This window comes from Pseudomonas sp. EU05-FHT14B02, assembly GCF_058791055.1.
This window is the reverse complement of the sequence record NZ_JBYTDD010000001.1, coordinates 81,038-106,981: the sequence shown is the minus strand read 5'-3', so window position 1 is coordinate 106,981 and position 25,944 is coordinate 81,038. Positions and strand designations below refer to the sequence as shown.

At 61.3% G+C, this 25,944-nt stretch carries 20 protein-coding genes; 11 read left to right on the top strand and 9 right to left on the bottom strand.

Going from position 1 to position 25,944, the window contains the following annotated elements; all coding sequences use genetic code 11:
• Window positions 1-36: 36 nt before the first annotated feature.
• Window positions 37-927, bottom strand: coding sequence for a LysR family transcriptional regulator (locus AC3WTM_RS00430; protein WP_102670184.1), 891 nt, complete (start codon window positions 925-927; stop codon window positions 37-39).
• A 99-nt stretch (window positions 928-1,026) separates the two neighbouring features.
• Here AC3WTM_RS00430 and AC3WTM_RS00425 point away from each other — a divergent pair, with 99 nt between their 5' ends.
• A complete protein-coding gene (locus AC3WTM_RS00425; RefSeq protein WP_102670183.1) occupies window positions 1,027-1,794 on the top strand; it encodes a sulfite exporter TauE/SafE family protein in 768 nt (255 codons plus the stop codon).
• Window positions 1,795-1,929: 135 nt separating this feature from the next.
• On the opposite strand, the gene AC3WTM_RS00420 is transcribed toward AC3WTM_RS00425, so the two are convergent.
• Genes AC3WTM_RS00420 through AC3WTM_RS00410 form a run of 3 tightly spaced genes read right to left on the bottom strand, consistent with a single transcriptional unit; the run spans window position 1,930 to window position 4,325 of the window.
• On the bottom strand, window positions 1,930-2,337 hold the full coding sequence (locus AC3WTM_RS00420; RefSeq protein WP_102670182.1) for a DNA polymerase III subunit chi: 408 nt from the start codon (window positions 2,335-2,337) through the stop codon (window positions 1,930-1,932).
• Between the two features lie 8 nt (window positions 2,338-2,345).
• Window positions 2,346-2,774, bottom strand: a complete 429-nt coding sequence (locus tag AC3WTM_RS00415) for a DNA polymerase III subunit chi (protein ID WP_102670181.1) — start codon at window positions 2,772-2,774, stop codon at window positions 2,346-2,348.
• A gap of 60 nt (window positions 2,775-2,834) precedes the next feature.
• Entirely contained in the window at window positions 2,835-4,325 is a 1,491-nt protein-coding gene (locus AC3WTM_RS00410) for a leucyl aminopeptidase (protein WP_102670206.1), read from the bottom strand.
• Between the two features lie 393 nt (window positions 4,326-4,718).
• Between AC3WTM_RS00410 and lptF the strand changes: the two genes are divergently transcribed.
• The 8 genes from lptF (at window position 4,719) to pdxJ (ending at window position 13,106) form a co-directional block, all read left to right on the top strand.
• The gene (gene lptF, locus AC3WTM_RS00405) at window positions 4,719-5,837 is read left to right on the top strand and encodes an LPS export ABC transporter permease LptF (protein ID WP_102670179.1); all 1,119 of its coding nucleotides are present in this window, start codon (window positions 4,719-4,721) and stop codon (window positions 5,835-5,837) included.
• A complete protein-coding gene (gene lptG / locus AC3WTM_RS00400; protein WP_102670178.1) occupies window positions 5,830-6,891 on the top strand; it encodes an LPS export ABC transporter permease LptG in 1,062 nt (353 codons plus the stop codon). The genes lptF and lptG overlap by 8 nt, the downstream gene beginning before the upstream one ends.
• A 171-nt stretch (window positions 6,892-7,062) precedes the next feature.
• The gene (gene lepA / locus AC3WTM_RS00395) at window positions 7,063-8,862 is read left to right on the top strand and encodes a translation elongation factor 4 (protein ID WP_008053223.1); all 1,800 of its coding nucleotides are present in this window, start codon (window positions 7,063-7,065) and stop codon (window positions 8,860-8,862) included.
• A gap of 5 nt (window positions 8,863-8,867) precedes the next feature.
• Window positions 8,868-9,722, top strand: coding sequence for a signal peptidase I (gene lepB, locus AC3WTM_RS00390; RefSeq protein WP_008053222.1), 855 nt, complete (start codon window positions 8,868-8,870; stop codon window positions 9,720-9,722).
• Between the two features lie 184 nt (window positions 9,723-9,906).
• Window positions 9,907-10,596, top strand: coding sequence for a ribonuclease III (gene rnc, locus AC3WTM_RS00385; protein ID WP_008053221.1), 690 nt, complete (start codon window positions 9,907-9,909; stop codon window positions 10,594-10,596).
• Complete coding sequence (era, locus tag AC3WTM_RS00380; RefSeq protein WP_007973959.1) at window positions 10,589-11,491, top strand: GTPase Era; 903 nt, start codon at window positions 10,589-10,591, stop codon at window positions 11,489-11,491. Before rnc ends, era begins: the two co-directional genes overlap by 8 nt.
• Before the next feature lie 132 nt (window positions 11,492-11,623).
• The gene (gene recO, locus AC3WTM_RS00375) at window positions 11,624-12,313 is read left to right on the top strand and encodes a DNA repair protein RecO (protein WP_102670177.1); all 690 of its coding nucleotides are present in this window, start codon (window positions 11,624-11,626) and stop codon (window positions 12,311-12,313) included.
• A gap of 49 nt (window positions 12,314-12,362) precedes the next feature.
• Complete coding sequence (gene pdxJ, locus AC3WTM_RS00370; RefSeq protein ID WP_102670176.1) at window positions 12,363-13,106, top strand: pyridoxine 5'-phosphate synthase; 744 nt, start codon at window positions 12,363-12,365, stop codon at window positions 13,104-13,106.
• A gap of 125 nt (window positions 13,107-13,231) precedes the next feature.
• Here pdxJ and mltF read toward each other — a convergent pair whose 3' ends face one another.
• Window positions 13,232-14,692: a membrane-bound lytic murein transglycosylase MltF gene (gene mltF / locus AC3WTM_RS00365; RefSeq protein ID WP_102670175.1), complete on the bottom strand. Its 1,461-nt coding sequence runs from the start codon at window positions 14,690-14,692 to the stop codon at window positions 13,232-13,234.
• A gap of 285 nt (window positions 14,693-14,977) precedes the next feature.
• On the opposite strand from mltF, the gene purL reads away from it, so the two are divergent.
• Both purL and AC3WTM_RS00355 read left to right on the top strand, forming a co-directional pair.
• Window positions 14,978-18,874: a phosphoribosylformylglycinamidine synthase gene (gene purL, locus AC3WTM_RS00360; RefSeq protein ID WP_102670174.1), complete on the top strand. Its 3,897-nt coding sequence runs from the start codon at window positions 14,978-14,980 to the stop codon at window positions 18,872-18,874.
• 5 nt (window positions 18,875-18,879) lie between these two features.
• The gene (locus AC3WTM_RS00355; protein ID WP_102670205.1) at window positions 18,880-19,191 is read left to right on the top strand and encodes a YqfO family protein; all 312 of its coding nucleotides are present in this window, start codon (window positions 18,880-18,882) and stop codon (window positions 19,189-19,191) included.
• A 184-nt stretch (window positions 19,192-19,375) separates the two neighbouring features.
• Here AC3WTM_RS00355 and nagE read toward each other — a convergent pair whose 3' ends face one another.
• The 4 genes from nagE to nagA all read right to left on the bottom strand — a co-directional run bounded on the left by nagE (window position 19,376) and on the right by nagA (window position 25,905).
• The gene (nagE, locus tag AC3WTM_RS00350) at window positions 19,376-21,091 is read right to left on the bottom strand and encodes an N-acetylglucosamine-specific PTS transporter subunit IIBC (protein ID WP_102670173.1); all 1,716 of its coding nucleotides are present in this window, start codon (window positions 21,089-21,091) and stop codon (window positions 19,376-19,378) included.
• Window positions 21,092-21,120: 29 nt separating this feature from the next.
• Entirely contained in the window at window positions 21,121-23,637 is a 2,517-nt protein-coding gene (gene ptsP, locus AC3WTM_RS00345; RefSeq protein WP_102670172.1) for a phosphoenolpyruvate--protein phosphotransferase, read from the bottom strand.
• A 158-nt stretch (window positions 23,638-23,795) separates the two neighbouring features.
• Complete coding sequence (locus tag AC3WTM_RS00340) at window positions 23,796-24,818, bottom strand: SIS domain-containing protein (RefSeq protein ID WP_102670171.1); 1,023 nt, start codon at window positions 24,816-24,818, stop codon at window positions 23,796-23,798.
• A complete protein-coding gene (gene nagA, locus AC3WTM_RS00335; protein ID WP_102670170.1) occupies window positions 24,799-25,905 on the bottom strand; it encodes an N-acetylglucosamine-6-phosphate deacetylase in 1,107 nt (368 codons plus the stop codon). Before nagA ends, AC3WTM_RS00340 begins: the two co-directional genes overlap by 20 nt.
• Window positions 25,906-25,944 lie beyond the last annotated feature (39 nt).

The following is a 25,944-nucleotide window of genomic DNA, read 5'->3' as shown; positions in this document are numbered from 1 at the left end:
CAGTTTAAAGGCATTCTTCAAGTGAATGCACGACCCCTATATCACCAAATGCTCGAGGAACTGTTGAACCAGTGCCGTCGGGTGTTTGCGGTACGCCAGAGCGACGCTGCTATGACTGCCGGGGTCTGCCAACGGCAGGAAATGAACGTCGGGTGGCGCAATGTCCTGCATCGATTCCGGCAAGAGGGCGATACCAAATCCCGCTTGGATCAGTTGCAGTTGCGTGGTTTTACGCGACATTACCCGAGCTGCTTTGGGAAAGAAGCCCTGGCGCATGCACAACTCGGCAGACAGGTAGCTAAGACCGCCTCGCTGGGGATGAGGGATGGAAATAAACGCTTCGTCGCGTAGCTGCCCCAGGTTGATCTGTCGCCCGGATTTGTCCCCGGCCAGCCAGTGATCGGGCGGGACTGCCACCAGCAATGGTTCGTCGTAGAGCGGGTCGATCTGCACCTCTTCACACTGACGGAGCACTGGCAGGCGCAATAGGCCGATGTCCAGTCGGCCGTCTGCCAACTCTTGCAGCTGCGCCTCGGAAGACAACTGAGCGATGTCCATGGACACGCCGGGATGATGTTCGAGATAACGGTCGACGCTGCGCAGCAGTCGGCCGCTCATGGGCACAGTGCTGGAATGGCTCAAACGTAAGGTGCCGTGTTGACCATTGCCGATCCTGGTGGCCATGTCGCTGGCCTTGATCAACTCGCTCAACAGGTTTTTGGCACGGGGTAAAAAAGCCTCGCCCGCTGGTGTGAGTTGGGGCCGCCGCGCAGTACGTTCGAAAAGTGGGGTTTGCAAGTGGACTTCCATGTCCTTGATTTGCCGGCTCAGGGCCGACTGGGCGATGAACAGGCGCTCGGCTGCGGCGCCGAAACTGCCGCATTCAGTGATTTCAACGAAGTAACGCAGTTGCCGGATTGAAAGCACAAGGCATGCCTTTTTGAGATGGGTTAGTGGCTTTGATGATATTAGTCGCAACGCTCAGCGATGGCTAAAGTCAGCGAACTTAAATAGAGGAGCGCTGCAATGAGCGCATTGACGTTGTTGAGCCAATGGCCTTTCGGCGTAGTGGATTGGCTGGTGATTGGCTTTGGCATCGCCCTGGCCTACATCGTGTTCGGCATCGCCGGTTTCGGTACCGCGCTGGTGGCGGGACCGATTCTGATTCTGTTCATGCCGCTGTCGAAGATCGTGCCCTTGCTGGTGTTGCTCGATTTTGTCGCGGCATTCGGCAATCTGTTGCCTTCGCGGCGCGATGTGGCGAGGCCGGAGCTGTTGCGGTTGCTGCCGTGCATGGCGGTGGGCTGCACCCTCGGCGTGATATTCCTGCTGAACCTGAAATCCGACCTGTTGCTGCTGCTGATGGGGCTGTTTATCAGCGCCTATGCAATTTACAGCCTGTGGATAAAGGTCCGTCCGGCGCAGTTGTCCGCCACGTGGGCGCTGCCGATGGGGACGGTGGGCGGAATGTTTGGCGCGTTGTTTGGCAGCGGCGGTTTTCTCTATGCGATCTATTTGAACAGCCGGTTGCCCAAGGAGGCGGCCCGGGCCACCCAGAGTGCGCTGATCAGTTGCAGTACGGTGGTGCGTTTGAGCCTGTTTGCAATCGCCGGTGTGTATGCCGATTTGCCGTTGCTGGTGTTGGCGGTTTGTCTGTTGCCGGCGATGGTGCTGGGGCTGTGGTTCGGTCGACGGCTGACCATGCGCTTGTCCCGCGAGGCGTTTGTGCGCCTGGTGACGTGGTTGGTGCTGGCCAGCGGGATCGCGTTGATCGGACGCTACTTGAGCACCTGAACGCTGCTTCTACTGTAGGAGCGAGCTTGCTCGCGAAAGACTGGAACGACGACGCGTTTATCCAGATAGCGCGCGTAATCATTAACGTCCTTCGCGAGCAAGCTCGCTCCTACAGTAGAGCCATATGCGTTGTGGTTAGTCGTTGTACTGGCTCAACAAGCGCTCCAGTCGCGCACTGAGCCGACGTTTGATTTCGGTCTCGATGTGCGGGGCGAAATCGTCGATCACGTCTTGCATGATCAATTGCGCGGCGGCGCGCAATTCGCTGTCCAGGTGCAGCAAGTCATCCGGGTTCTTGCTTGGGGCGGGCGCCGAGGTCGCTGCGGTGACGGGTTCAACGATCGGGGCAGGCGCTGTCGGTACGACGGGTGGCGAAGTCTCGCCCACGGCGTCAAACAACATGGGAATCTGTTCCTGATCACCTTCCTCGACCGTGTCGGTCAGCAGAGGCGGTTGCAGGTTGTCATCGCCGAGCAATTGGCGGATCGACTCGAGGTCGTCCAGCAGGTGCGCGGACTGTTGCAGCGGTTTTGGAGTGTCCATTGGAAGGCTCAGAGTCGCTGTAAACGGTGATCTTGCAGAGGATAGCCCTGTTCGCGGTAGAAACGGAAACTCTCCCGCGCGGCCGCTCTGATCGTCGGATCCTCCACCACCACTTCCGCCACCCGGGCGAATTTGTTGGCGAAGGCCGGGACTTTCAGGTCGAGATTGACCAGCAAATCCTGGTGTTGACCGCAATCATCGCCCAACCCCAGGACAATTAACCCCTCAGGTTCGCTGTCGGCAGGGCCGTGGGGCACGAAGCTTTCGCCCTTGAACGCCCACAGCCGCGCATCGAGTTCGTCACGCTGGGCCGCGTCGCTGCAATGCAGGTAGATGCGGTGGCCCATGCGCCAGGCTTTCTCGGTGAGCTTGCAGGCAAAGTCCAGGCGTGCCGAAGGATCGGCGCTGGGCAGGATATAGAAGTCGACTTTGGTCATTGCGGTTCCAGAGCGGCAAGCGGCGCCACCGAAAAGTGACGCCGCCGCCCATCAACGGTTTCAGGCTTTGGCGCGGTCCAGCAGGTATTGGGTCAGCAGGGGAACCGGACGGCCAGTGGCGCCCTTGTCCTTGCCGCCGCTGGTCCAGGCCGTGCCGGCGATGTCCAGGTGCGCCCAGTTCAGGTTCTTGGTGAAGCGCGACAGGAAGCAGGCCGCAGTGATGGTGCCGGCTTTCGGGCCGCCAATGTTGGCGATGTCGGCGAATGGGCTGTCCAGCTGTTCCTGGTACTCATCGAACAGCGGCAGTTGCCAGGCGCGGTCGTCGGCAGCCTTGCCGGCGCTCAGCAGTTGGCCGATCAGTTCGTCATTGTTGCCCAGCAGGCCCGAGGTGTGGGAGCCCAGGGCAACCACGCAGGCGCCGGTCAGGGTCGCAATGTCGATGACCGCTTGCGGCTTGAAGCGCTCGGAGTAGGTCAGGGCGTCGCACAGCACCAGACGGCCTTCGGCGTCGGTGTTGAGGATTTCCACGGTCTGGCCGCTCATGGTTGTGACGATGTCGCCCGGGCGCGAAGCGTTGCCGCTCGGCATGTTTTCGGCGCAGGCCAGGATGCACACCAGGTTGATCGGCAGCTTCAGCTCGAGCACGGCACGCAGGGTGCCGAACACGCTGGCGGCGCCGCCCATGTCGTACTTCATTTCATCCATGCCGGCGCCCGGCTTGAGGCTGATGCCGCCGGTGTCGAAGGTGATGCCTTTGCCGACCAGCGCGTACGGCTTCTCGGATTTCTTGCCACCGTTGTATTGCATGACGATCAGGCGCGGAGGCTGGGCGCTGCCCTGGCCGACGGCGTAGAACGAGCCCATGCCCAGGGCCTTGATCTTCTTCTCGTCGAGGACTTCGACTTTCAGGTCCTTGAATTCTTTGCCCAGGTCTTTGGCTTGCTCACCGAGGAAGGTCGGGTGACAGATGTTCGGCGGCAGGTTACCCAGGTTGCGGGTGAAGGCCATGCCGTTGGCGATGGCGGTGGCGTGGGTCACGGCGCGTTGCACTTCAGCCTGGGCGGCCTTGATGGTCAGCAGGGTGATTTTCTTCAGCGCGCGGGGTTCGGCCTTCTGGCTCTTGAACTGGTCAAAGCTGTACTCGCCGTCAACCAGGGTTTCGGCCAGCAGGCGGGTCTTGCCATAACTGTCGCGGCCTTTGACGACCACTTCATCCAGGGCCAGCACTGCATCGCTGCCGCCCAGGCTTTTGAGGGTAGTGAGGATACCGGCGATGATCTTGCGGAACGGGCGGTCACCCAGTTCGTCGTCCTTGCCAACACCCACCAGCAGCACACGCTCGGCCTTGAGGTTCGGCAGGCTGTGCAGCAGCAGGCTCTGGCCGACCTTGCCGGCCAGGTCGCCGCGCTTGAGCACGGTGCTGATCACGCCGCCGCTCAGTTCGTCGAGTTGTCTGGCAACACCGCCGAGCTTGCGGCCTTCGCCGACGGAGACCACGAGAGTGGCGGTCTTCAACGTTTCGGGGTTGACGCTCTTTACAACCAGTTCCATGTCCGGGTCCCTGAATTGATGGTTATCACGCATGCGCCCGACACCTTATGTGCGTCGATTGCTTATAAACAGAAAGGCGCCAGGATCGACCGGCGACAAAGGCCGCAGTTTGAACCTCGCCAGCTGCGCCTGACAACCCTCGGCCGCACGAATGTAGGAGCGAGCCTGCTCGCGAAGAACCCAAGAGTGGCGCAGGGTGTCAGGCTCCCCGCGTTATCGTTGACGACCATCGCGAGCAGGCTCGCTCCTACAAGGGGGGGATGCATTGCGCAGTGACAGGCGCACCCAATCACAGGATAATGCGCCATCTTTTTTCGGCGGCTCTGCCTTGCGGGCTGTCCGATACGTTTGCTTGTTCGGCCGCCTTAGCCTGACAACCCTGGAGTGTCTGGTTTGATCGTCTTCCGTTATCTATCCCGCGAAGTCCTGTTGACCTTGAGCGCCGTCAGTGCCGTGCTGCTGGTCATCATCATGAGCGGTCGTTTCATCAAATACCTCGCCCAGGCGGCTTCGGGCCTGCTGGATCCCGGGTCGTTGTTCCTGATCATGGGCTATCGCCTGCCGGGCTTCCTCCAGCTGATCCTGCCACTGGGGCTGTTTCTCGGGATCCTGTTGTCCTACGGGCGCCTGTACCTCGAAAGCGAAATGACCGTGCTCTCGGCCACGGGCATGAGCCAGCAGCGGCTGTTTTGCATGACGCTGTTCCCGGCCACCCTGGTTGCGCTCGTCGTGGCGTGGCTGAGCCTGAGTCTGGCGCCACAGGGGGCCAATCAGTTTCAGTTGCTGCTGAACAAACAGGATGCCCTGACCGAATTCGATACCCTGGAACCAGGGCGTTTCCAGGCTTTGCGCGACGGCACCCGGGTTACCTACACCGAAAGCATGTCCGATGACCGCGTCAATCTGGGTGGTGTGTTCATCTCGCAAAAAAACATCAGCTCCAATAACAAGGATCGCGGGATTTCTGTGCTGGTGGCGGAAAAGGGGCGCCAGGAAATTCGTCCGGACGGCAACCGCTACCTGATCCTTGATAACGGCTATCGCTATGACGGTAGTCCGGGGCAGGCCGACTACCGGGCAATCAAGTATGACGAGTACGGTGTGTTGCTGCCAAAACCGGAAGTCAGTGACGAAGTCACCGACCGTGACGCAATGCCGACCCGTACATTGATTGGTAGTGACGACATACGCATGCGCGCCGAACTGCAATGGCGCATGTCTCTGCCGTTGCTGGTGTTCATCGTGACCTTGATGGCGGTGCCGCTGTCACGGGTCAACCCGCGTCAGGGCCGATTCCTGAAGTTACTGCCGGCGATTCTTCTTTATATGGCTTACCTGAGCATTCTGATTGCCGCCCGTGGTGCCCTCGACAAGGGCAAGATCCCTGCGGTGTTTGGCTTGTGGTGGGTGCACGGGATTTTCCTGTCCATCGGTCTGGGCCTGCTCTACTGGGAACCCTTGCGCTTGAAGAGGGCGAGTCGCCGCAGCGCGCTGGAGGTGGCCCGTGGTTAAGCTTGACCGCTACATTGGTAGCAGTGTGTTTATGGCAATCCTGGCGGTGCTCGGGATCATTCTTGGTCTGGCGACACTGTTTGCCTTCATCGACGAGATGGGGGAAATCAGCGATACCTACACCCTGGTCGATGTGCTGAGTTATGTATTGTTGACCGCTCCACGCCGGATGTACGAAATGCTGCCGATGGCTGCGCTGATCGGCTGCCTGATCGGTCTGGGCAGCCTGGCCAGCAACAGTGAGTTGACCATCATGCGTGCCGCTGGTGTGTCGATCGGCCGGATCGTCTGGGCGGTCATGAAGCCGATGCTGGTATTGATGCTGGCCGGCGTGCTGGTCGGCGAGTACGTCGCTCCGCCCTCTGAAACCGCCGCACAGGCCAATCGCTCGCTGGCCCAGGGCAGCGGTGATGCACAAAGCGCCAGGCACGGCTTGTGGCACCGCCAGGGCGATGAGTTCATTCACGTCAACTCGGTACAACCCAACGGCATCCTGTATGGCGTGACCCGTTATCGCTTCGACAAAGAGCGGCACATGCTGTCGGCGAGTTTCGCCAAGCGTGCCAACTTCGAAAACGATCACTGGCAGTTGTCGGATGTCACGACCACGCTGTTCCACGAGCGCAGCACCGAAGTGGTTTCGACCCCGCAAGAGCGCTGGGACGTTGCGTTGAGTCCGCAGTTGCTGAATACCGTGGTCATGGTGCCCGAGTCGCTGTCGATCAGTGGTCTGTGGAGTTACATCCACTATCTGGCGGACCAGGGGCTGAACAATGGCCGCTACTGGCTGGCTTTTTGGGTCAAGGTGTTGCAGCCGCTGGTGACTGCCGCTCTGGTGTTGATGGCAATTTCCTTCATCTTTGGTCCGCTGCGTTCGGTGACCCTGGGTCAACGGGTGTTCACCGGCGTGCTGGTGGGCTTCACCTTCCGCATCGTTCAGGATCTGCTGGGGCCTTCGAGTCAGGTGTTCGGCTTCCCGCCGTTGCTTTCGGTACTGGTGCCGGCGGGCGTTTGTGCCGTCGCGGGGTTCTGGCTGTTGCGTCGAGCTGGCTGATGGCGGGCATTTTTCGACCGCTTTGACGTTAAAAAACGCCCTTGTCGCAAGACCGGGGCGTTTTTGTAGGCACCGTCTGACCTGCGAACGTGACGCTTGCGCCGTGGATCAGGTACAATTCCCGGCTATTTTTCGGCGGGCTATGCCTGCAGCCTTTTTGAGTGTTGATCCGTGAGTGATTTGAGTCATATCCGCAATTTCTCCATCATCGCCCACATTGACCATGGCAAGTCGACGCTGGCCGATCGCTTCATCCAGATGTGTGGCGGCCTCGCCGAGCGCGAAATGGAAGCCCAGGTCCTGGACTCCATGGACCTTGAGCGTGAACGCGGGATCACCATCAAGGCGCACAGCGTCACCCTGTATTACAAGGCTCGCGACGGTATCAACTACCAGCTGAACTTCATTGATACCCCCGGCCACGTTGACTTCACCTATGAGGTGAGCCGTTCGTTGGCTGCCTGTGAAGGCGCGCTGCTGGTGGTCGATGCCGGTCAAGGCGTTGAAGCGCAGTCGGTTGCCAACTGCTACACCGCAATCGAGCAGGGCCTGGAAGTGATGCCCGTGCTGAACAAGATCGACCTGCCACAGGCCGATCCGGACCGTGTTAAAGAAGAAATCGAAAAAATCATCGGCATCGATGCCACCGATGCGGTCGAGTGCTCGGCCAAGACCGGCCTGGGCGTCGACGAAGTGCTCGAGCGCCTGGTCGCCACCATTCCTGCACCGACCGGCAACTACGAAGATCCGCTGCAAGCGTTGATCATCGACTCCTGGTTCGACAACTACCTGGGTGTTGTTTCCCTGGTACGCGTGCGCCACGGTCGCGTGAAGAAGGGCGACAAGATCCTGGTCAAGTCCACCGGCAAGATCCACCTGGTAGACAGCGTCGGTGTGTTCAACCCGAAGCACACCCCTACCGCTGACCTCAAGGCCGGTGAAGTGGGCTTCATCATCGCCAGCATCAAGGACATTCACGGTGCGCCAGTGGGTGACACCCTGACCTTGAGCTCGACGCCGGACGTGGATGTACTGCCAGGCTTCAAACGTATTCAGCCGCAGGTTTACGCCGGTCTGTTCCCGGTCAGCTCCGACGACTTCGAAGATTTCCGCGAAGCGCTGCAAAAGCTCACCCTGAACGACTCGTCGCTGCAATACACGCCGGAAAGCTCTGACGCACTGGGCTTCGGCTTCCGTTGCGGCTTCCTCGGCATGCTGCACATGGAAATCATCCAGGAGCGCCTGGAGCGCGAGTACAACCTGGACCTGATCACCACGGCGCCGACGGTAATCTTCGAGCTGCTGCTCAAGACCGGCGAGACGATCTACGTCGATAACCCGTCGAAGCTCCCGGACCTGTCCTCGATCGAAGACATGCGTGAGCCGATCGTGCGGGCCAATATTCTTGTGCCGCAAGAGCACCTGGGCAACGTCATTACCCTGTGCATCGAAAAACGTGGTGTGCAGGTTGACATGCTGTTCCTCGGCTCCCAGGTACAAGTGACCTACGACCTGCCGATGAACGAAGTGGTGCTGGACTTCTTCGACCGTCTGAAATCCACCAGCCGCGGCTATGCTTCGCTGGACTACCATTTCGATCGTTATCAATCGGCTAGTCTGGTGAAACTGGACGTGCTGATCAACGGTGACAAGGTCGACGCTCTGGCGCTGATCGTGCACCGTGACAACTCGCACTACAAAGGTCGCCAGTTGACCGAGAAGATGAAAGAACTGATTCCGCGGCAGATGTTCGACGTGGCAATCCAGGCCGCCATTGGCGGGCAGATTGTGGCGCGGACAACCGTCAAGGCGCTCAGAAAGAACGTATTGGCCAAATGCTACGGTGGTGACGTCAGCCGTAAGAAGAAACTGCTGGAGAAGCAAAAGGCCGGTAAGAAACGCATGAAGCAGGTCGGCAACGTGGAGATTCCACAGGAAGCCTTCCTTGCAGTGCTCAGGTTGGATAGTTAGGTCCTATGTCGCTAAATTTCCCGCTGTTGCTGGTCATCGCCGTGTTCGTCTGCGGCCTGTTGGCGTTGCTCGATCTGTTGATCCTGGCTCCGCGTCGGCGTGCCGCCATCGCTTCCTATCAGGGCAGCGTCAGCCAGCCTGACATGGTCGTGGTCGAGAAGCTGAACAAAGAGCCGCTGCTGGTTGAATACGGCAAGTCGTTCTTCCCGGTGTTGTTCATCGTGCTGGTGCTGCGTTCGTTCCTGGTGGAACCGTTCCAGATTCCTTCCGGTTCGATGAAGCCAACCCTGGATGTCGGCGACTTCATCCTGGTGAGCAAGTTTTCCTACGGGATCCGCTTGCCGGTGATCGACAAGAAAGTCATCGAAGTCGGTGATCCGCAGCGCGGCGATGTGATGGTGTTCCGCTACCCGAGCGACCCGAACGTCAACTACATCAAACGTGTGGTTGGTTTGCCGGGCGACACGGTTCGCTACACCGCCGACAAGCGCCTGTTCGTCAACGGTCAATCGATTGCCGAGCAACTGGTCGGCTCCGAGCCGGGCACGCTGGGCAGCGCTGAGCTCTACAAGGAAAAACTCGGTGCGGCCGAGCACATGATCCGCAAGGAAATGAGCCGCTACCGCGCAATGCCGGACCATTCGTGGACCGTGCCGGCCGGGCACTACTTCATGATGGGCGACAACCGCGACAACTCGAACGACAGTCGCTACTGGGATGATCCGAACATTCCCAAGGATCTGCTGGGCATGGTTCCCGACAAGAATATCGTCGGCAAGGCCTTTGCGGTCTGGATGAGCTGGCCGGAACCCAAACTCAGTCACCTGCCGAATTTCTCGCGGGTTGGCCTGATCAAGTAATCAGACACGGCGCTGTTGAACACAGCGCCGAATGCATTTCTGGAGCCGGCACAATGGGCGCCAGAGGCATGAAAACAATGATATTCAGGACGTTATTTTTGAACACAGCTTTAATTGTCCCAAGCCTGCGCCAATTTACGGCGATGGCGGTGGAATTCAGCCACGAACTCAGCGTGGGTAAACCGTGAGCGTCTCCTTAAGCCGTCTAGAGCGTCAGCTCGGCTACACCTTCAAAGATCAGGAACTGATGGTCCTGGCCCTGACTCACCGCAGCTTTGCCGGGCGTAACAACGAACGCCTGGAGTTCCTCGGTGACGCCATTCTCAACTTCGTCGCTGGCGAGGCGTTGTTCGAGCGCTTCCCGCTGGCTCGCGAAGGCCAGTTGTCGCGTTTGCGCGCGCGCCTGGTCAAAGGTGAGACCCTGGCCGTACTGGCCCGTGGTTTCGATCTGGGCGAATACCTGCGTCTGGGCTCGGGCGAGCTGAAAAGCGGCGGTTTCCGTCGCGAGTCGATTCTGGCCGATGCCCTCGAAGCGCTGATTGGTGCGATCTACCTCGATGCTGGCATGGAAATGGCCCGCGAGCGCGTGCTCGCCTGGCTGGCCGGCGAGTTCGAAGGCCTGACGCTGGTCGACACCAACAAAGATCCAAAGACCCGCCTGCAAGAGTTCCTGCAGTCCCGTGGTTGTGAGCTGCCGCGTTACGAAGTGGTGGATATCCAGGGTGAGCCGCATTGCCGGACGTTCTTCGTCGAATGCGAAATCATCTTACTGAATGAAAAAAGCCGAGGTCAGGGTGTGAGTCGTCGTATTGCCGAACAGGTAGCGGCCGCCGCAGCACTGATTGCCCTGGGTGTGGAGAATGGCAATGACTGATACAAACGCAACTCGCTGTGGCTATGTTGCCATCGTCGGCCGTCCGAACGTGGGCAAGTCCACGCTGCTGAACCACATCCTGGGTCAGAAGCTGGCGATCACCTCGCGCAAACCGCAAACCACCCGTCACAACATGCTCGGTATCAAGACCGAGGGCGATGTGCAGGCGATCTACGTCGACACCCCTGGTATGCACAAGGGTGGCGAAAAGGCCCTGAACCGATACATGAACAAAACAGCCTCGGCGGCGCTGAAAGACGTCGACGTGGTGATCTTCGTGGTCGACCGCACCAAGTGGACCGAAGAAGACCAGATGGTTCTCGAGCGCGTCCAGTACGTGACCGGCCCGCTGATCGTGGCGTTGAACAAGACCGACCGCATCGAAGACAAAGCCGAGCTGATGCCGCACCTGAGCTGGTTGCAGGAGCAGTTGCCGAATGCGCAGATCATCCCGATTTCCGCGCAGCACGGGCATAACCTCGATGCGCTGGAGCGTGTGATTGCCGAGCACCTGCCGGAAAACGATCACTTCTTCCCGGAAGACCAGATCACCGACCGCAGCAGCCGTTTCCTCGCCGCTGAGCTGGTCCGCGAGAAAATCATGCGCCAGATGGGCGCCGAGCTGCCGTACCAGATCACCGTTGAAATCGAAGAGTTCAAGCAGCAGGGCAAGACCCTGCACATTCATGCCTTGATCCTCGTCGAGCGCGATGGCCAGAAAAAAATCATCATCGGCGACAAGGGCGAGCGCATCAAGCGCATCGGCACCGAAGCGCGCAAGGACATGGAGCTGCTGTTCGACTCCAAGATCATGCTCAACCTGTGGGTCAAGGTTAAGGGTGGCTGGTCCGATGACGAGCGTGCATTGCGTTCGTTGGGTTACGGCGACCTGTAATACACCGCAGGACCTTTGTAGGAGCGAGCCTGCTCGCGATGGACTTGAAAGCGCCGCGTTCATTCTGAAAGCCCGCGTTATCGTTATCCACCATCGCGAGCAGGCTCGCTCCTACATTTTGGCGAGAAGCTCATGTCCCAAACCCAACCCATCGCCCAACCCGCCTATGTCCTGCACTCCCGCGCCTACCGTGAAAACAGCGCGCTGGTGGACTTCCTCACGCCGCAAGGTCGGCTGCGGGCGGTGTTGCGCAGTGCACGGGGCAAGGCCGGGACACTGGCGCGGCCGTTCGTGCCATTGGAAGTCGAGTTCCGCGGCAAGGGCGAGTTGAAGAATGTCGGGCGCATGGAGAGTGCTGGCATCTCCACCTGGCTCAATGGCGAGGCGTTGTTCAGTGGTCTTTACCTCAATGAATTGCTGATTCGCCTGTTGCCCGCCGAAGATCCTCATCCCGGCGTATTCGATCACTACGCTGAGACTTTGCTGGCTCTGGCTGAAGGTCGTGCTCTGGAGCCCTTGCTGCGCTCGTTCGAATGGCGCTTGCTCGATGACCTCGGCTACGGCTTTTCCCTGACGACTGATATTCATGATCAGTCCATCGCGCCGGATGGCCTCTACCGTTTGCAAGTGGATGCCGGGCTTGAACGTGTCTACTTGCTGCAACCGGGCCTGTTCAACGGCACCGAGCTGCTGGCCATGGCTGAGGCCGACTGGTCCGCCCCCGGCGCTCTGTCTGCCGCCAAGCGCTTGATGCGCCAGGCGTTGGCCGTTCACCTGGGCGGCCGTCCACTTGTCAGTCGCGAGCTGTTTCGCAAGCCCTGATCACACCGTATGCTGTGCACCGAACTTTCTCTTCTTCTGGAGCGCTTCCGTGACCACCAGCACCCGTATTCTTCTTGGCGTGAACATCGACCACGTTGCCACCCTGCGTCAGGCCCGGGGCACCCGTTACCCGGACCCGGTCAAGGCTGCACTGGACGCGGAAGAGGCGGGTGCCGACGGCATCACCGTGCACCTGCGCGAAGACCGTCGGCACATTCAGGAACGCGACGTTCTGCTGCTCAAGGACGTGCTGCAAACCCGCATGAACTTCGAAATGGGTGTCACCGAGGAAATGATGCAGTTCGCCGAGCGCATCCGCCCGGCGCACATTTGCCTGGTGCCGGAAACCCGTCAAGAACTGACCACCGAAGGTGGCCTGGATGTGGCGGGGCAGGAGGCGCGAATCAAGGCGGCGGTCGAGCGTCTGTCAAGGATCGGCTCCGAAGTGTCGCTGTTCATTGACGCCGATGAGCGCCAGATCGAAGCCTCCCGTCGTGTCGGCGCGCCAGCCATCGAGTTGCACACCGGGCGTTATGCCGATGCCGAGACGCCGACCGAAGTCGCCGAAGAACTCAAGCGTGTGGCTGATGGTGTGGCCTTCGGTCTGGTCCAGGGACTGATCGTCAATGCCGGCCATGGCCTGCACTATCACAACGTCGAAGCCGTGGCGGCGATCAAGGGCATCAACGAGCTGAACATCGGCCATGCGCTGGTGGCCCACGCGCTGTTCGTTGGCTTCAAGTCGGCTGTTTCGGAGATGAAGGCGCTGATTCTGGCGGCTGCGAAAGCTTAAAAGACAAACACAAAACCCTGTGGGAGCGAGCTTGCTCGCGATAGCGGCCTGACAGACACAATTGATGTGACTGACAGGCCCTCATCGTGAGCAAGCTCGCTCCCACATTTGATTTTGGGTGGTTGTCAGAGCGGTGCAGGTTCCTGCGCCGGCTTGGTCTTGTCGATCCCCGGAACAAGCAGTTTGCCCTCGGCGACCTGGTCGCCTTCAAGCTGCGGCTGCGTGACCCAGGTCAGGATGTCGTAGTAGCGACGGATGTTCGCCACGAAATGCACCGGTTCGCCGCCACGGGCGTAGCCATAACGGGTTTTGCTGTACCACTTCTTTTCCGACAGGCGCGGCAGGATCTTCTTCACGTCCAGCCATTTGTCCGGGTTCAACCCTTCCTTGGCCGCCAGTTTGCGTGCGTCATCCAGGTGGCCGCTGCCGACGTTGTAGGCCGCCAGGGCAAACCAGGTCCGGTCCGGCTCCTGAATCGAGTCGTCTAGCTGGTCTTTCATGTAGGCCAGGTACTTGGCGCCGCCCATGATGCTCTGTCTGGGGTCCAGTCGGTTGGACACGCCCATGGCCTGCGCGGTGTTCTGGGTCAGCATCATCAGGCCGCGCACGCCGGTCTTGGACGTGACGGTCGGTTGCCACAACGACTCCTGGTACCCGATGGCAGCCAGCAGGCGCCAATCGACTTTTTCTTTCTTGGCGTAGGCCTTGAAGTGCTGTTCGTACTTGGGCAGGCGTTGCTGCAAGTGTTGGGCAAAGGTGGTGGCGCCCATGTAGCCGAGGACGTCGACATGCCCGTAGTAGCGGTCCTTGAGGCGCTGCAGGGTGCCGTTCTTCTTGACCTTGTCGAGGTAATCGTTGATTTCGTTGAGCAGGCTGTTGTCGTCGCCCGGGGCGACGGCCCAGCTTTGGTTGCTGGCGTCGCCGAGGTCGAAGGCGACCCGGATGTTGGTGAAGTACACCTGGTTCATCGCCACTTCGTTGGAGTCGACCAGGGTCAGGTCGATCTGACCTTCATCGACCATGCGCAGGAGATCGACGACCTCGACCGCGTCAGACTCTTCGTATTCGATGCCGGGAAGCTTCTGTTTCAGCTGCGCCAGTTGTTCGGCGTGGGTACTGCCCTTGAGCACCATGATCTTCTTGCCCACCAGGTCCTTCGCATCGGTCGGCCGGGACTGGCCGTTGCGATAGATGATCTGCGGGGTGACTTCCAGGTAGGAGTGGGAGAAGCGCACCTGCTTCTTGCGCTCTTCGCTGCTGACCAGACCGGCAGCCGCCAGCACCGGGCCATTGGGCTTGCCAACCTGGTTGAACAGGTCATCGAGGTTGTCGGCGGTCTCGATCTTGAGCTCGACCCCCAGATCGTCGGCGAAGCGCTTCACCAGCTCGTATTCGAAGCCGGTCTCACCGTTGCGATCCTGAAAGTAGGTGGCGGGGCTGTTTCGGGTAACCACCCGCAGCACACCATCCTCCTTTACGCGCTCGAGCGTGTTGGGTTTATCAACACAGCCACCGAGCATCAGGAAGAGTCCGGTTGCGATCAGCCATTTGGCGTACCGCGGACGCAAAGCCGTTGGGAAAAACATCTGCGCAGTATACGCAAAGGACCACGAGCGCCATATCTCGACAGTGAGGGGCTAGTCTGCTAGCGATCACAAAACCGGCCGAAACCCCGCAAGAATGGGCCTTTCCTGCATTTTATTTCAGTAAAAATAAGCTGTTGTTGCACGCCCGGTTAACCTGACTTTCGAGGCAGAAACACAGAACGACGCCCGAGTGCAACCGTGCGTAGCGTTTCGGGTGATGTCGCGGGCTGTTTAGGCTAGAATGCACGGCCTCAAAGCACACCCCTTCCCGAGGCTGTCCCGAAGATGTTGATCCTGCGCGGCGCTCCTGCCCTTTCTGCCTTTCGCCACAGCAAGCTCCTTGAGCAACTGAGCCAGAAGGTTCCGGCTGTCAGCGGCCTGTATGCTGAATTCGCTCACTTCGCCGAAGTTACTGGCGTCCTGACCGGCGACGAACAGCAGGTGCTCGCGCGCCTTCTGAAGTACGGTCCAAGCGTTCCGGTACAGGAACCGACCGGTCGTCTGTTTCTGGTGCTGCCGCGTTTCGGCACCATCTCGCCGTGGTCGAGCAAGGCCAGCGACATCGCCCGTAACTGTGGCCTGGCGAAAATCCAGCGCCTGGAGCGCGGCATCGCGTTCTACGTGGCCGGCCAGTTCAGCGACGCTGAAGCCCAGCTTGTTGCTGATGCGCTGCACGACCGCATGACCCAGATCGTCCTGGGCAACCTCGAGCAGGCCGCCGGCCTGTTCAGCCACGCTGAACCAAAGCCCCTGACCGCCATCGACGTGTTGGGTGGCGGCCGCGCCGCGCTGGAAAAAGCCAACACCGAGCTGGGCCTGGCCCTGGCTGAAGACGAGATCGATTACCTGGTCAACGCCTTCGTCGGCTTGAAGCGCAACCCGCATGACATCGAACTGATGATGTTCGCCCAGGCGAACTCCGAGCATTGCCGTCACAAGATCTTCAACGCCAGTTGGGACATCGACGGCGAGAGCCAGGAAAAAAGCCTGTTCGGCATGATCAAGAACACCTACGTGATGCACAGCGAAGGCGTTCTGTCGGCTTATAAGGACAACGCTTCGGTGATCGTCGGCTCGGTGGCCGGTCGCTTCTTCCCGGACCCTGAGACCCGCCAGTACGGCGCGGTGCAGGAGCCGGTGCACATCCTGATGAAGGTTGAAACCCACAACCACCCGACCGCGATTGCCCCGTTCCCGGGCGCATCCACCGGTTCCGGTGGCGAGATCCGTGACGAAGGCGCCACCGGTCGCGGTGCCAAGCCGAAGGCTGGCCTGACCGGTTTCACCGTGTCGAACCTGCAGATCCCGGGCTTCGAACAGCCGTGGGAGGTGCCGTACGGTAAGCCTGAGCGCATCGTCACCGCGCTGGACATCATGATTGAAGGCCCATTGGGCGGCGCCGCGTTTAACAACGAATTCGGTCGTCCGGCACTGACTGGCTACTTCCGTACCTTCGAACAATCGATCACCACCGCGCACGGTGACGAAGTTCGCGGTTACCACAAGCCGATCATGCTGGCTGGCGGCATGGGCAACATCCGTGAAGAACACGTCAAGAAAGGCGAGATCGTCGTCGGCTCCAAGCTGATCGTGCTCGGCGGCCCGGCGATGCTGATCGGCCTGGGCGGCGGCGCGGCTTCCTCAATGGCCACCGGCACCAGCTCGGCAGACCTGGACTTCGCTTCCGTACAGCGCGAAAACCCGGAAATGGAACGTCGCTGCCAGGAAGTCATCGACCGTTGCTGGCAACTGGGCGACAAGAACCCGATCAGCTTCATCCACGACGTGGGTGCGGGCGGTCTGTCCAACGCTTTCCCGGAACTGGTCAACGACGGCGACCGCGGTGGCCGTTTCGAACTGCGCAACATTCCAAACGACGAGCCGGGCATGGCCCCGCACGAAATCTGGTCCAACGAATCCCAGGAACGTTACGTTCTGGCCGTCGGCCCGGCGGATTTCGAACGCTTCAAGGCGATCTGCGAACGCGAGCGTTGCCCGTTTGCCGTCGTCGGCGAAGCCACTGCCGAACCGCAGTTGACCGTCACCGACAGCCACTTCGGCAACAGCCCGGTGGACATGCCACTGGAAGTGTTGTTGGGCAAGGCCCCGCGCATGCACCGTTCGGTGGTGCGTGAAGCCGAGCTGGGCGATGATTTCGATCCGTCGACCCTGAACATCGCCGACTGCGTCGAGCGCGTTCTGCATCACCCGGCCGTGGCCAGTAAAAGCTTCCTGATCACCATCGGGGACCGCACCATCACCGGCCTTGTGGCCCGTGACCAGATGGTCGGCCCGTGGCAGGTTCCGGTAGCCGACGTTGCCGTCACCGCCACCAGCTTCGACGTCTACACCGGTGAAGCCATGGCCATGGGCGAGCGCACTCCGCTGGCACTGCTGGACGCTCCGGCGTCGGGCCGCATGGCCATCGGCGAAACCCTGACCAACATCGCGGCCTCGCGCATCGGCAAGATCTCCGACATCAAACTGTCGGCGAACTGGATGTCGGCTGCCGGTCACCCGGGTGAAGATGCACGCCTGTACGACACCGTGAAAGCGGTCGGCATGGAGTTGTGCCCTGAACTGGGCATCACCATTCCTGTGGGCAAGGACTCGATGTCCATGGCTACACGCTGGAACGATAAAGGCGTGGACAAGTCCGTGACTTCGCCGATGTCCCTGATTGTGACCGGTTTCGCGCCAGTGACTGACATCCGTCAGACCCTGACTCCGCAACTGCGCATGGACAAGGGCACCACCGACCTGATCCTGATCGACCTGGGCCGCGGCCAGAACCGCATGGGCGCCTCGATCCTGGCGCAGGTTCACGGCAAGCTCGGCAAGCAGGCTCCGGACGTCGACGACGCCGAAGACCTCAAAGCCTTCTTCGCGGTGATCCAGGGCCTCAACGCCGACGGCCACCTGCTGGCTTACCACGACCGTTCCGACGGTGGTCTGCTGACCAGCGTTGTCGAGATGGCGTTCGCCGGTCACTGTGGCCTGAGCCTGAACCTCGACGGTCTGGCAGAAACCTCTGCCGACATCGCCGCCATCCTGTTCAACGAAGAACTGGGTGCCGTGATCCAGGTTCGCCAGGACGCGACCCCGGACATCCTCGCGCAGTTCAGCGCTGCCGGCCTGGGTGACTGCGTGTCGGTGATCGGTCAGCCAATCAACAATGGCGAGATCGGCATCACCTTCAACGGTGACACTGTGTTCGAAGGCCAGCGTCGTCTGCTGCAACGCCAGTGGGCCGAGACCAGCTACCAGATCCAGCGTCTGCGTGACAACGCCGACTGCGCCGAGCAAGAGTTCGACGTGCTGCTGGAAGAAGAAAACCCGGGCCTGAGCGTCAAGCTGAGCTACGACATCAACCAGGACATCGCCGCGCCTTACATCAAGAAAGGCATTCGCCCACAGGTTGCCGTACTGCGTGAGCAGGGCGTCAACGGTCAGGTGGAAATGGCTGCCGCGTTCGACCGCGCCGGTTTCAACGCGATCGACGTGCACATGAGCGACATTCTGGCCGGCCGTGTCGACCTGAACGACTTCAAGGGCATGGTCGCTTGCGGTGGTTTCTCTTACGGCGACGTATTGGGTGCCGGTGAAGGCTGGGCCAAGTCGGCGCTGTTCAACAGCCGTGCCCGCGATGCGTTCCAGGGCTTCTTCGAGCGCAACGACAGCTTCACCCTCGGCGTGTGCAACGGTTGCCAGATGATGTCCAACCTGCACGAGCTGATCCCGGGCAGCGAGTTCTGGCCGCACTTCGTGCGTAACCGTTCCGAGCAGTTCGAAGCCCGTGTGGCCATGGTGCAGATCCAGGAGTCGAACTCGATCTTCCTGCAAGGCATGGCCGGTTCGCGCATGCCGATCGCCATCGCCCACGGTGAAGGCCATGCCGAGTTCGCCAGCGAAGAAGCACTGCTGGAAGCCGATCTGTCGGGTTGCGTGGCGATGCGTTTCGTCGACAACCACGGCAAGGTCACCGAAAGCTATCCGGCCAACCCGAACGGTTCGCCGCGCGGGATCACCGGCCTGACCAGCCGCGACGGCCGCGTGACCATCATGATGCCGCACCCGGAGCGTGTATTCCGCGCCGTGCAGAACTCGTGGCGTTCGGATGACTGGAACGAAGATGCACCGCTGATGCGCATGTTCCGTAATGCTCGGGTGTGGGTGAACTAAGCACCGTGTACAAGCTCAGCTTTTTTGTTCCCGACAGTCATGTCGAGGTGGTCAAAAGCGCCGTATTCGCCGCCGGTGGGGGGCGAATCGGTGACTATGACCACTGTGCATGGCAGGTGCTTGGCACTGGCCAGTTTCGCCCACTGGACGGCAGTCAGCCGTTCATTGGCGAGGCAGGGCAGGTCGAGCAGGTCGAGGAATGGAAGGTCGAGCTGGTGGTGGCCGATGAGTTGATTCGCTCGGTAGTGGCGGCTCTGAAACAGAGCCATCCCTATGAGACACCGGCTTATGAAGTGTGGCGTCTGGAGGATTTCTGATTCTCCGGTGCTGAAATGAAAAACCCGCTGAAAGAGATTTCAGCGGGTTTTTTATTGATCGGGTTTTTGTGGTGTTGCTTATGGCCTCTTCGCGATCAAGCCCGCTCACACAGTGGTCCAGTGTATGCAGATCCAATGTGGGAGCGAGCTTGCTCGCGATGGCGGCCTATCAGGCACCGAAGATCTAAACCTTGGCACTCACTTCGCTGCGATTGACCAACACTTCCAGTGCATCACTCAAGCTCGGTGCCTTGTCGCCAATCAACAGATGCCAGATGCCGCCTTCCAGCTGACTCACACCCTGGCAACCCAGCGCTTTCAAATCGTATTCCGACAAGGCTTTGCCATCGGCCAATTGCAGGCGGATGCGGGTCATGGCGATGCAATCGAGTTGCAGCACATTGTCGCCACCACCCAGGGCATTGAGCCATTGCTGCGCCTCGGGTGTCGCCACGGCGGCAGGTGGAGTGGCGTCGATTTCTGCGGGCGGTGACGACACGATGGCGCGGCCCAGTGCCGGCATTGCCAGGCGAATTTCGTCGGCAATGGCATCGGCCATCGGCCCGACCACCACCTGCAAACTCCCGCCCTTGCCCGGACGCACGACGGCCATGGCACCGAGCGCCTTGAGATCGGCATCCGAAGCCTTGTTGCGATCCACCATGTCCAGGCGCAAACGCGTGGTGCAGGCGCCGACGGTGATCAGGTTTTCGGCACCGCCCAAGGCCTTGATATATGCCCCGGCGCGTTCATTGTCGGCGACGACAACCTGCTCGACGTCAGCGCTGGTTTCGCGGCCCGGTGTCTTCAGGTCGAAGCGGCGGATACAGAAGTCAAACACCACGTAATAGATCACGGCATACGCCAGGCCCACCGGGAACACCAGCCAGCCGTTGCTGGACTTGCCCCAGCCCAGGATCATGTCGATGAAGCCGCCGGAGAAAGTGAACCCCAGGTGGATGTTCAGCGCATTGGTGATGGCCATCGACAGGCCGGTCAGCAACGCATGCAACACAAACAGCAACGGCGCGAGGAACATGAAGGCGAATTCGATCGGCTCGGTGACGCCGGTCAGGAACGCGGTCAACGCCATCGACAGGAAGATCCCGCCCATCACCTTGCGCCGTGCCGGCAGGGCGTTGCGGTACATCGCCAGGCAGGCGGCGGGCAAGCCGAAGATCATCATCGGGAACATGCCGGTCATGAACTGGCCACCCTTCGGATCGCCGGCGAAGTAGCGCGACAGGTCGCCAGTCACCAGCGCCCCGGTGGTGGGGTCGGTGAAGTTGCCGAACACGAACCACGCCATATTGTTGAGGATGTGGTGCAGGCCGGTGACGATCAACAGGCGGTTGAACAGGCCGAAGATGAACGCGCCGAAGCTGCCGCTTTCCATCATCAATGTGCCGAAGCTGTTGATGCCGTGCTGGATCGGCGGCCAGATGTAGCCGAACACCACACCCAGCCCCACGGCGGCGAACCCGGTGACAATCGGCACGAACCGTCGGCCACCGAAGAACGCCAGGTATTCCGGCAGCTTGATATCCTTGAAGCGGTTGTACAGCGCGCCGGCCATCAGGCCGCTGACGATCCCGGCGAGCATGCCCATGTTGATGCTCGGGTCGAGCGCCTTGAGGGTGGAGATCATCACCAGGTAACCGATCACCCCGGCCAGACCTGCCGTACCGTTGTTGTCCCTGGCGAAACCGACCGCGATGCCGATGGCGAAGATCATTGCCAGGTTGGCGAAGATCACCTGGCCGGCGTCGTGGATGATCGCGATGTTCAGCAGATCGGCATCACCCAGGCGCAGCAGCAGGCCGGCAATCGGCAGGATCGCGATCGGCAGCATCAGCGCGCGGCCGAGGCGTTGCAGGCCTTCGATGAAAAGTTGGTACATGGCGGTTCTCCGTGGATTCTTGTTGTTCTTCAGCTCAGAGGCCAATGCTGGTGACAGGCGTGACGCACGGCGCTGGCGCTGCTCAACTTGAGCAAATCCTGGCTGATGCGCCGGCATTCGCTGGCGTCGAGATGACGCACGCGGTCCTTGATTTCGCCGACCTGTACCGGGCTCACCGACAACTCACGGACCCCCAGGCCGATCAACACCGGCGTGGCCAACGGATCGGACGCCAGTGCGCCGCACACGCCCACCCAACGGTTGTGCTGCGCCGCACCGGCGCAGGTCTGGGCGATCAGCCGCAGCAGTGCCGGGTGCAGCGCATCGACGCGCGCGGCGAGCCCGGCGTGGTCGCGGTCCATGGCCAGGGTGTATTGCGACAGGTCATTGGTGCCGATGGACAGGAAGTCCGCGTGTTCGGCCAGTTGCTCGGCCAGCAGCGCGGCGGCCGGAACTTCGATCATCACACCCAGTTCCGGGCGTTGCGCCAGACCGAGTTCACCGCACAAGGCATCGAGGCGCTGGCGGATGTGCAGCAGCTCATCGACTTCCGTGACCATCGGCAGCAAGATCCGGCAGCGTGACAACGGGCGCAGGTGCAGCAGCGCGCGCAATTGCTGGTCGAGCAGTTCAGGGCGAGCCTGGGCCAGGCGAATGCCGCGCAGGCCGAGCACCGGATTGGCCTCGGCGGGCAGTGGCAGGTAGTCCAGTTGCTTGTCGCCGCCGACGTCGATGGTGCGGATGATCACCGACTTGTCGCCCATGGCATCGAGCACCGCTTGATAGGCGTGGTGTTGTTCCTGTTCGTCCGGCGCGGTGTGGCGGTCGACGAAGAGAAACTCGGTACGCAGCAAGCCGACGCCGTCGGCACCATTGGCCAACGCGTCTGCCGCTTCCGTGCTGGATGCCACATTGGCGGCGACTTCGATGCGCAGGCCATCAGTGGTCAGTGCGGGGGTGTGCGCCTGGGCCTGTTGTTCGGCCCGGCGTTGTTGCTGTTGCTGTTGTAGCTGGCGCACGTCGGCCAGGCGTTCGGCACTGGGTGTCAGTTCGAGGCGGCCGCCGTCGGCGTCCAGCACCACCGGTTGCCCCTGTTGCTGATCGAGCAGCGTCGAACCCAGCGCCACGATGCACGGCAGGCCTTTGCCCCGGGCCAGAATCGCCACGTGGGAGGTCGCGCCACCTTCGGCCATGCACAGTCCGGCGACGCCTTGCTGGCTCAGTTGCAGTAAATCGGAGGGCGTCAATTCTTGCGCCGCGACGATGGCGCCGGCCGGCACGTCGTAATGCCAGGCGTCGCCAAGCAATGCGCGCAGCACCCGCTGCTTGAGGTCGCGCAGGTCGTTGGCGCGTTCGGCCAGCAGTGTGCTGCCGGTTTGCTGGAGGACTTCGCACTGCACGTCGATGGCCTGGCTCCAGGCGTGGGTCGCAGCCGTGCCCTGCGCGACGGTTTGTATGGCGGTGTCCAGCAGGGCCGGGTCTTCCAGCAGCGCCAGGTGTGCGGCGAAGATCGCCTCTTCAGCGCTGTCCTTGTGTTTTTTTGCCAGGACCAGCGTGCGTTCGATTTCGCTGCGCACCTGGCTCAGTGCCGCGTCCAGCACTTGCTGCTGTTGCTGTGGATCATGATGGTCGGCATCCACCGGCAGGCTGATCGCATTCAGGTGGAACAGCGGCCCGCCGACCAGGCCGGGCGCCGCACAGACGCCGTGCAATACGCCGGCTTCGGCGGGGCGATTGCGTTGGGCAATCGTGGTCGGCGCGGCGGCATGGTTGTCTTCGGCCAGGGCTGTGGATAACGCGGTCAGCAAGGCTTGCAGCGCGGCTTCGGCGTCCGGGCCCTGGCAACTGACCTGGACTTCTGCCTGTTCGCCAATGGCCAGCCCCATCAGGCCGATCAGGCTGTCGCAGGTGGCCGACTTGCCGGCGAAATGCAGCTGCGATTTGCTTTTGAATCCTTGCGCGGTCTGACGGATCAGCGCGGCCGGCCGGGCATGCAGGCCACCACGATGGGCGATGCGGATGTGGCCGACCACTTCTTCGCCAGCAAGCTCCACGTCCGCCTGCGCGCCCACGCCCTGGCGGCGAATGATGTGCAGCAGCGGCTCGCCGACCTTTACCGACTTGAGGGTGATGGGCCGTGCCTGAAAGTCCTGGCTGTTGGTGAGGATCAGCAGGCTGACCAGGCTTTTGCACTGTTGTGCGACCTTGTCCAGGTCGTAGCGCAGCAGGGGTTGGCCATTGGCAACCCGTGCGCCTTCCTGCACCAGCATCGAAAAGCCCTCGCCCTGCAACTCGACCGTGTCCAGGCCCAGGTGCAGGAGTAATTCCGCGCCGTTGTCGGCACGCAGGGTCACCGCGTGACCGGTGCGGGCGACATGCACCACCACGCCGGCGCAGGGGGCGTGGAGTGTGTCGTTGAGCGGATCGATGGCGATGCCGTCACCCATGGCGCCGCTGGCGAACACCGGGTCCGGGACTTTGGCGAGCGTGAGCACCGGGCCGCTGAGTGGGGCGCTGAGGGTCAGCTCTTTATTGTTGTTATGCATGGCTCGGTCTCATTCAAAACATCGGTTCGGATCAACGCGCCCCCCTGTAGGAGCGAGCTTGCTCGCGATGGACTAAAGAACGCCGCGTTTATCCAGCAAACGCGCGTTTTCGTTGACGACCATCGCGAGCAAGCTCGCTCCTACAGGGGGCGTTGCGTTCAGTGTGTACGTGTGACTTTGCTCAGGTGCCGTGGCTGGTCCGGGTCCATGCCACGGGCCACGGCCAGGCCGGCGGCCATCACGTAGAAACTCTGGATCGCGAGAATCGGGTCGAGGGCCGGGTGTTCGGCGCGGGTCAGCGTCAGGTCGCGTTCAAGCACGTCATCCGGCGCGGCCAGCAGAACACGGGCGCCGCGTTGGCGCATGTCGGCGGCCAGGCTCAGCAAACCGGCCTGTTCGGCTCCCCGTGGGGCAAATACCAGCAGCGGGTAGTTGTCGCCAATCAAGGCCATCGGACCGTGACGGACTTCGGCGCTGCTGAAGGCTTCGGCCTGAATCGCCGACGTCTCCTTGAACTTGAGCGCAGCTTCCTGGGCGATGGCGAAACCGGCGCCGCGGCCGATCACCATCAGCCGCTGACAATCGCGCAAGGCGTCGATGGCCGGGCTCCAATCCTGTTGCGCAGCGTCACGCAGGCCTTCGGGCAAGGCGCGGCAGGCGTCGAGCAGTTCGGTATCTTCTTTCCAGTGGCCAATCAGCCGGGCGCTGGCGCTGAGGGTGGCGATAAAGCTCTTGGTCGCGGCGACGCTGCTTTCGGTGCCGGCACACAGCGGCAGGCTGAATTCGCAGGCGGCTTCCAGCGGCGAGTCTTCGGCGTTGACCAGCGAAATGCTCAAGGCACCGCGCTTGCGCAACAGGCGCAGGCTGTTGACCAGGTCCGGGCTTTGCCCCGATTGCGAAAAGGCGAATGCCACCTGGCCGCTGACCTTCAATGGTGCCTGTTGCATGGTCACCACCGACATCGGCAGCGACGCCACCGGGATGCCCAGCAGTTGCATGGTCAGGTAGGCGAAGTAACTGGCGGCATGGTCGGAACTGCCACGCGCCACGGTCATGGCCACTTGCGGCGGCTGACGACGCAGGCGCCCGGCGATCTCGATCATCTGCGGGTCGAGTTGCTGTAATTGGGCTTGCACGGCCTCGAACGAGGACAGCGCCTCTTCAAGCATTTTTGAAGTCAATGTCTTCTCCTTCGACCATGACAGCGGTCAGTTTCAGTGAGCGATCCAGCCGCACGCAGTCGGCCCAGGCCCCCGGTTGCAGGCGCCCGCGTTCGGTGATGCCGAGGTAGTCGGCGGGGAACTGCGACAGGCGCTGCGAGGCTTCGGTGATGGGTAGGCCGATTTTCACCAGGTTGCGCAGGGCCTGATCCATGGTCAGGGTGCTGCCGGCCAGCGTACCGTCGGGCAGGCGCACGCCACCGAGGCATTTGGTCACGGTGTGGCTGCCGAGTTTGTACTCGCCATCGGGCATGCCGGCGGCGGCGGTTGAGTCGGTGACGCAATACAGGCAAGGAATCGAGCGCAGGGCCACGCGGATGGCGCCGGGGTGCACGTGCAGCAAATCCGGGATCAGTTCGGCGTATTTGGCGTGGGCCAGGGCAGCGCCGACGATCCCGGGTTCGCGGTGATGCAGTGGGCTCATGGCGTTGTAGAGATGGGTGAAACTGCTGGCGCCGGCCTCCAGCGCGGCCACGCCTTCCTCATAACTGCCCAGGGTGTGGCCGATCTGCATGCGAATGCCGCGGCTGCTGAGGTCGCGGATCAAGGCATCGTGACCGGCGATTTCCGGGGCAATGGTGATCACCCGGATCGGCGCGAGCGCCAGATACGCTTCGACTTCGGCCATCAGCGCGGTGTGGGCGAAGTTGGGTTGCGCGCCGAGTTTGCCTGGGTTGATGTAGGGGCCTTCGAGGTGCACGCCAAGCACCCGGGCGCAGCCTTGGGGTCGCTGCTCACAGAATTCACCGACGGCCTGGAGCACGCTGGATATCTCTTCGCTCGGTGCCGTCATGGTGGTGGCCAGCAGCGACGTGGTGCCGAAGCGCACGTGAGTACGGGTGATGGTTTCGAAGGCCGGCGAGCCTTCCATGATGTCTTTGCCGCCGCCACCGTGAACGTGCAGGTCGATGAAGCCCGGCAGCAGGTACGGCAAATCGTTGTCCGCCGGATCGCAGGGCTGGCCTTCGATCGACATGACTTTGCCGTGCTCATGGACCAGTCGGCCACGAACCCAGCCGTGGGCGGTGAGGATGTTGTCTTCGGACATGATCGGTTCTCTGGGTGGGCGGTTTCGCGGTGCAGCGTT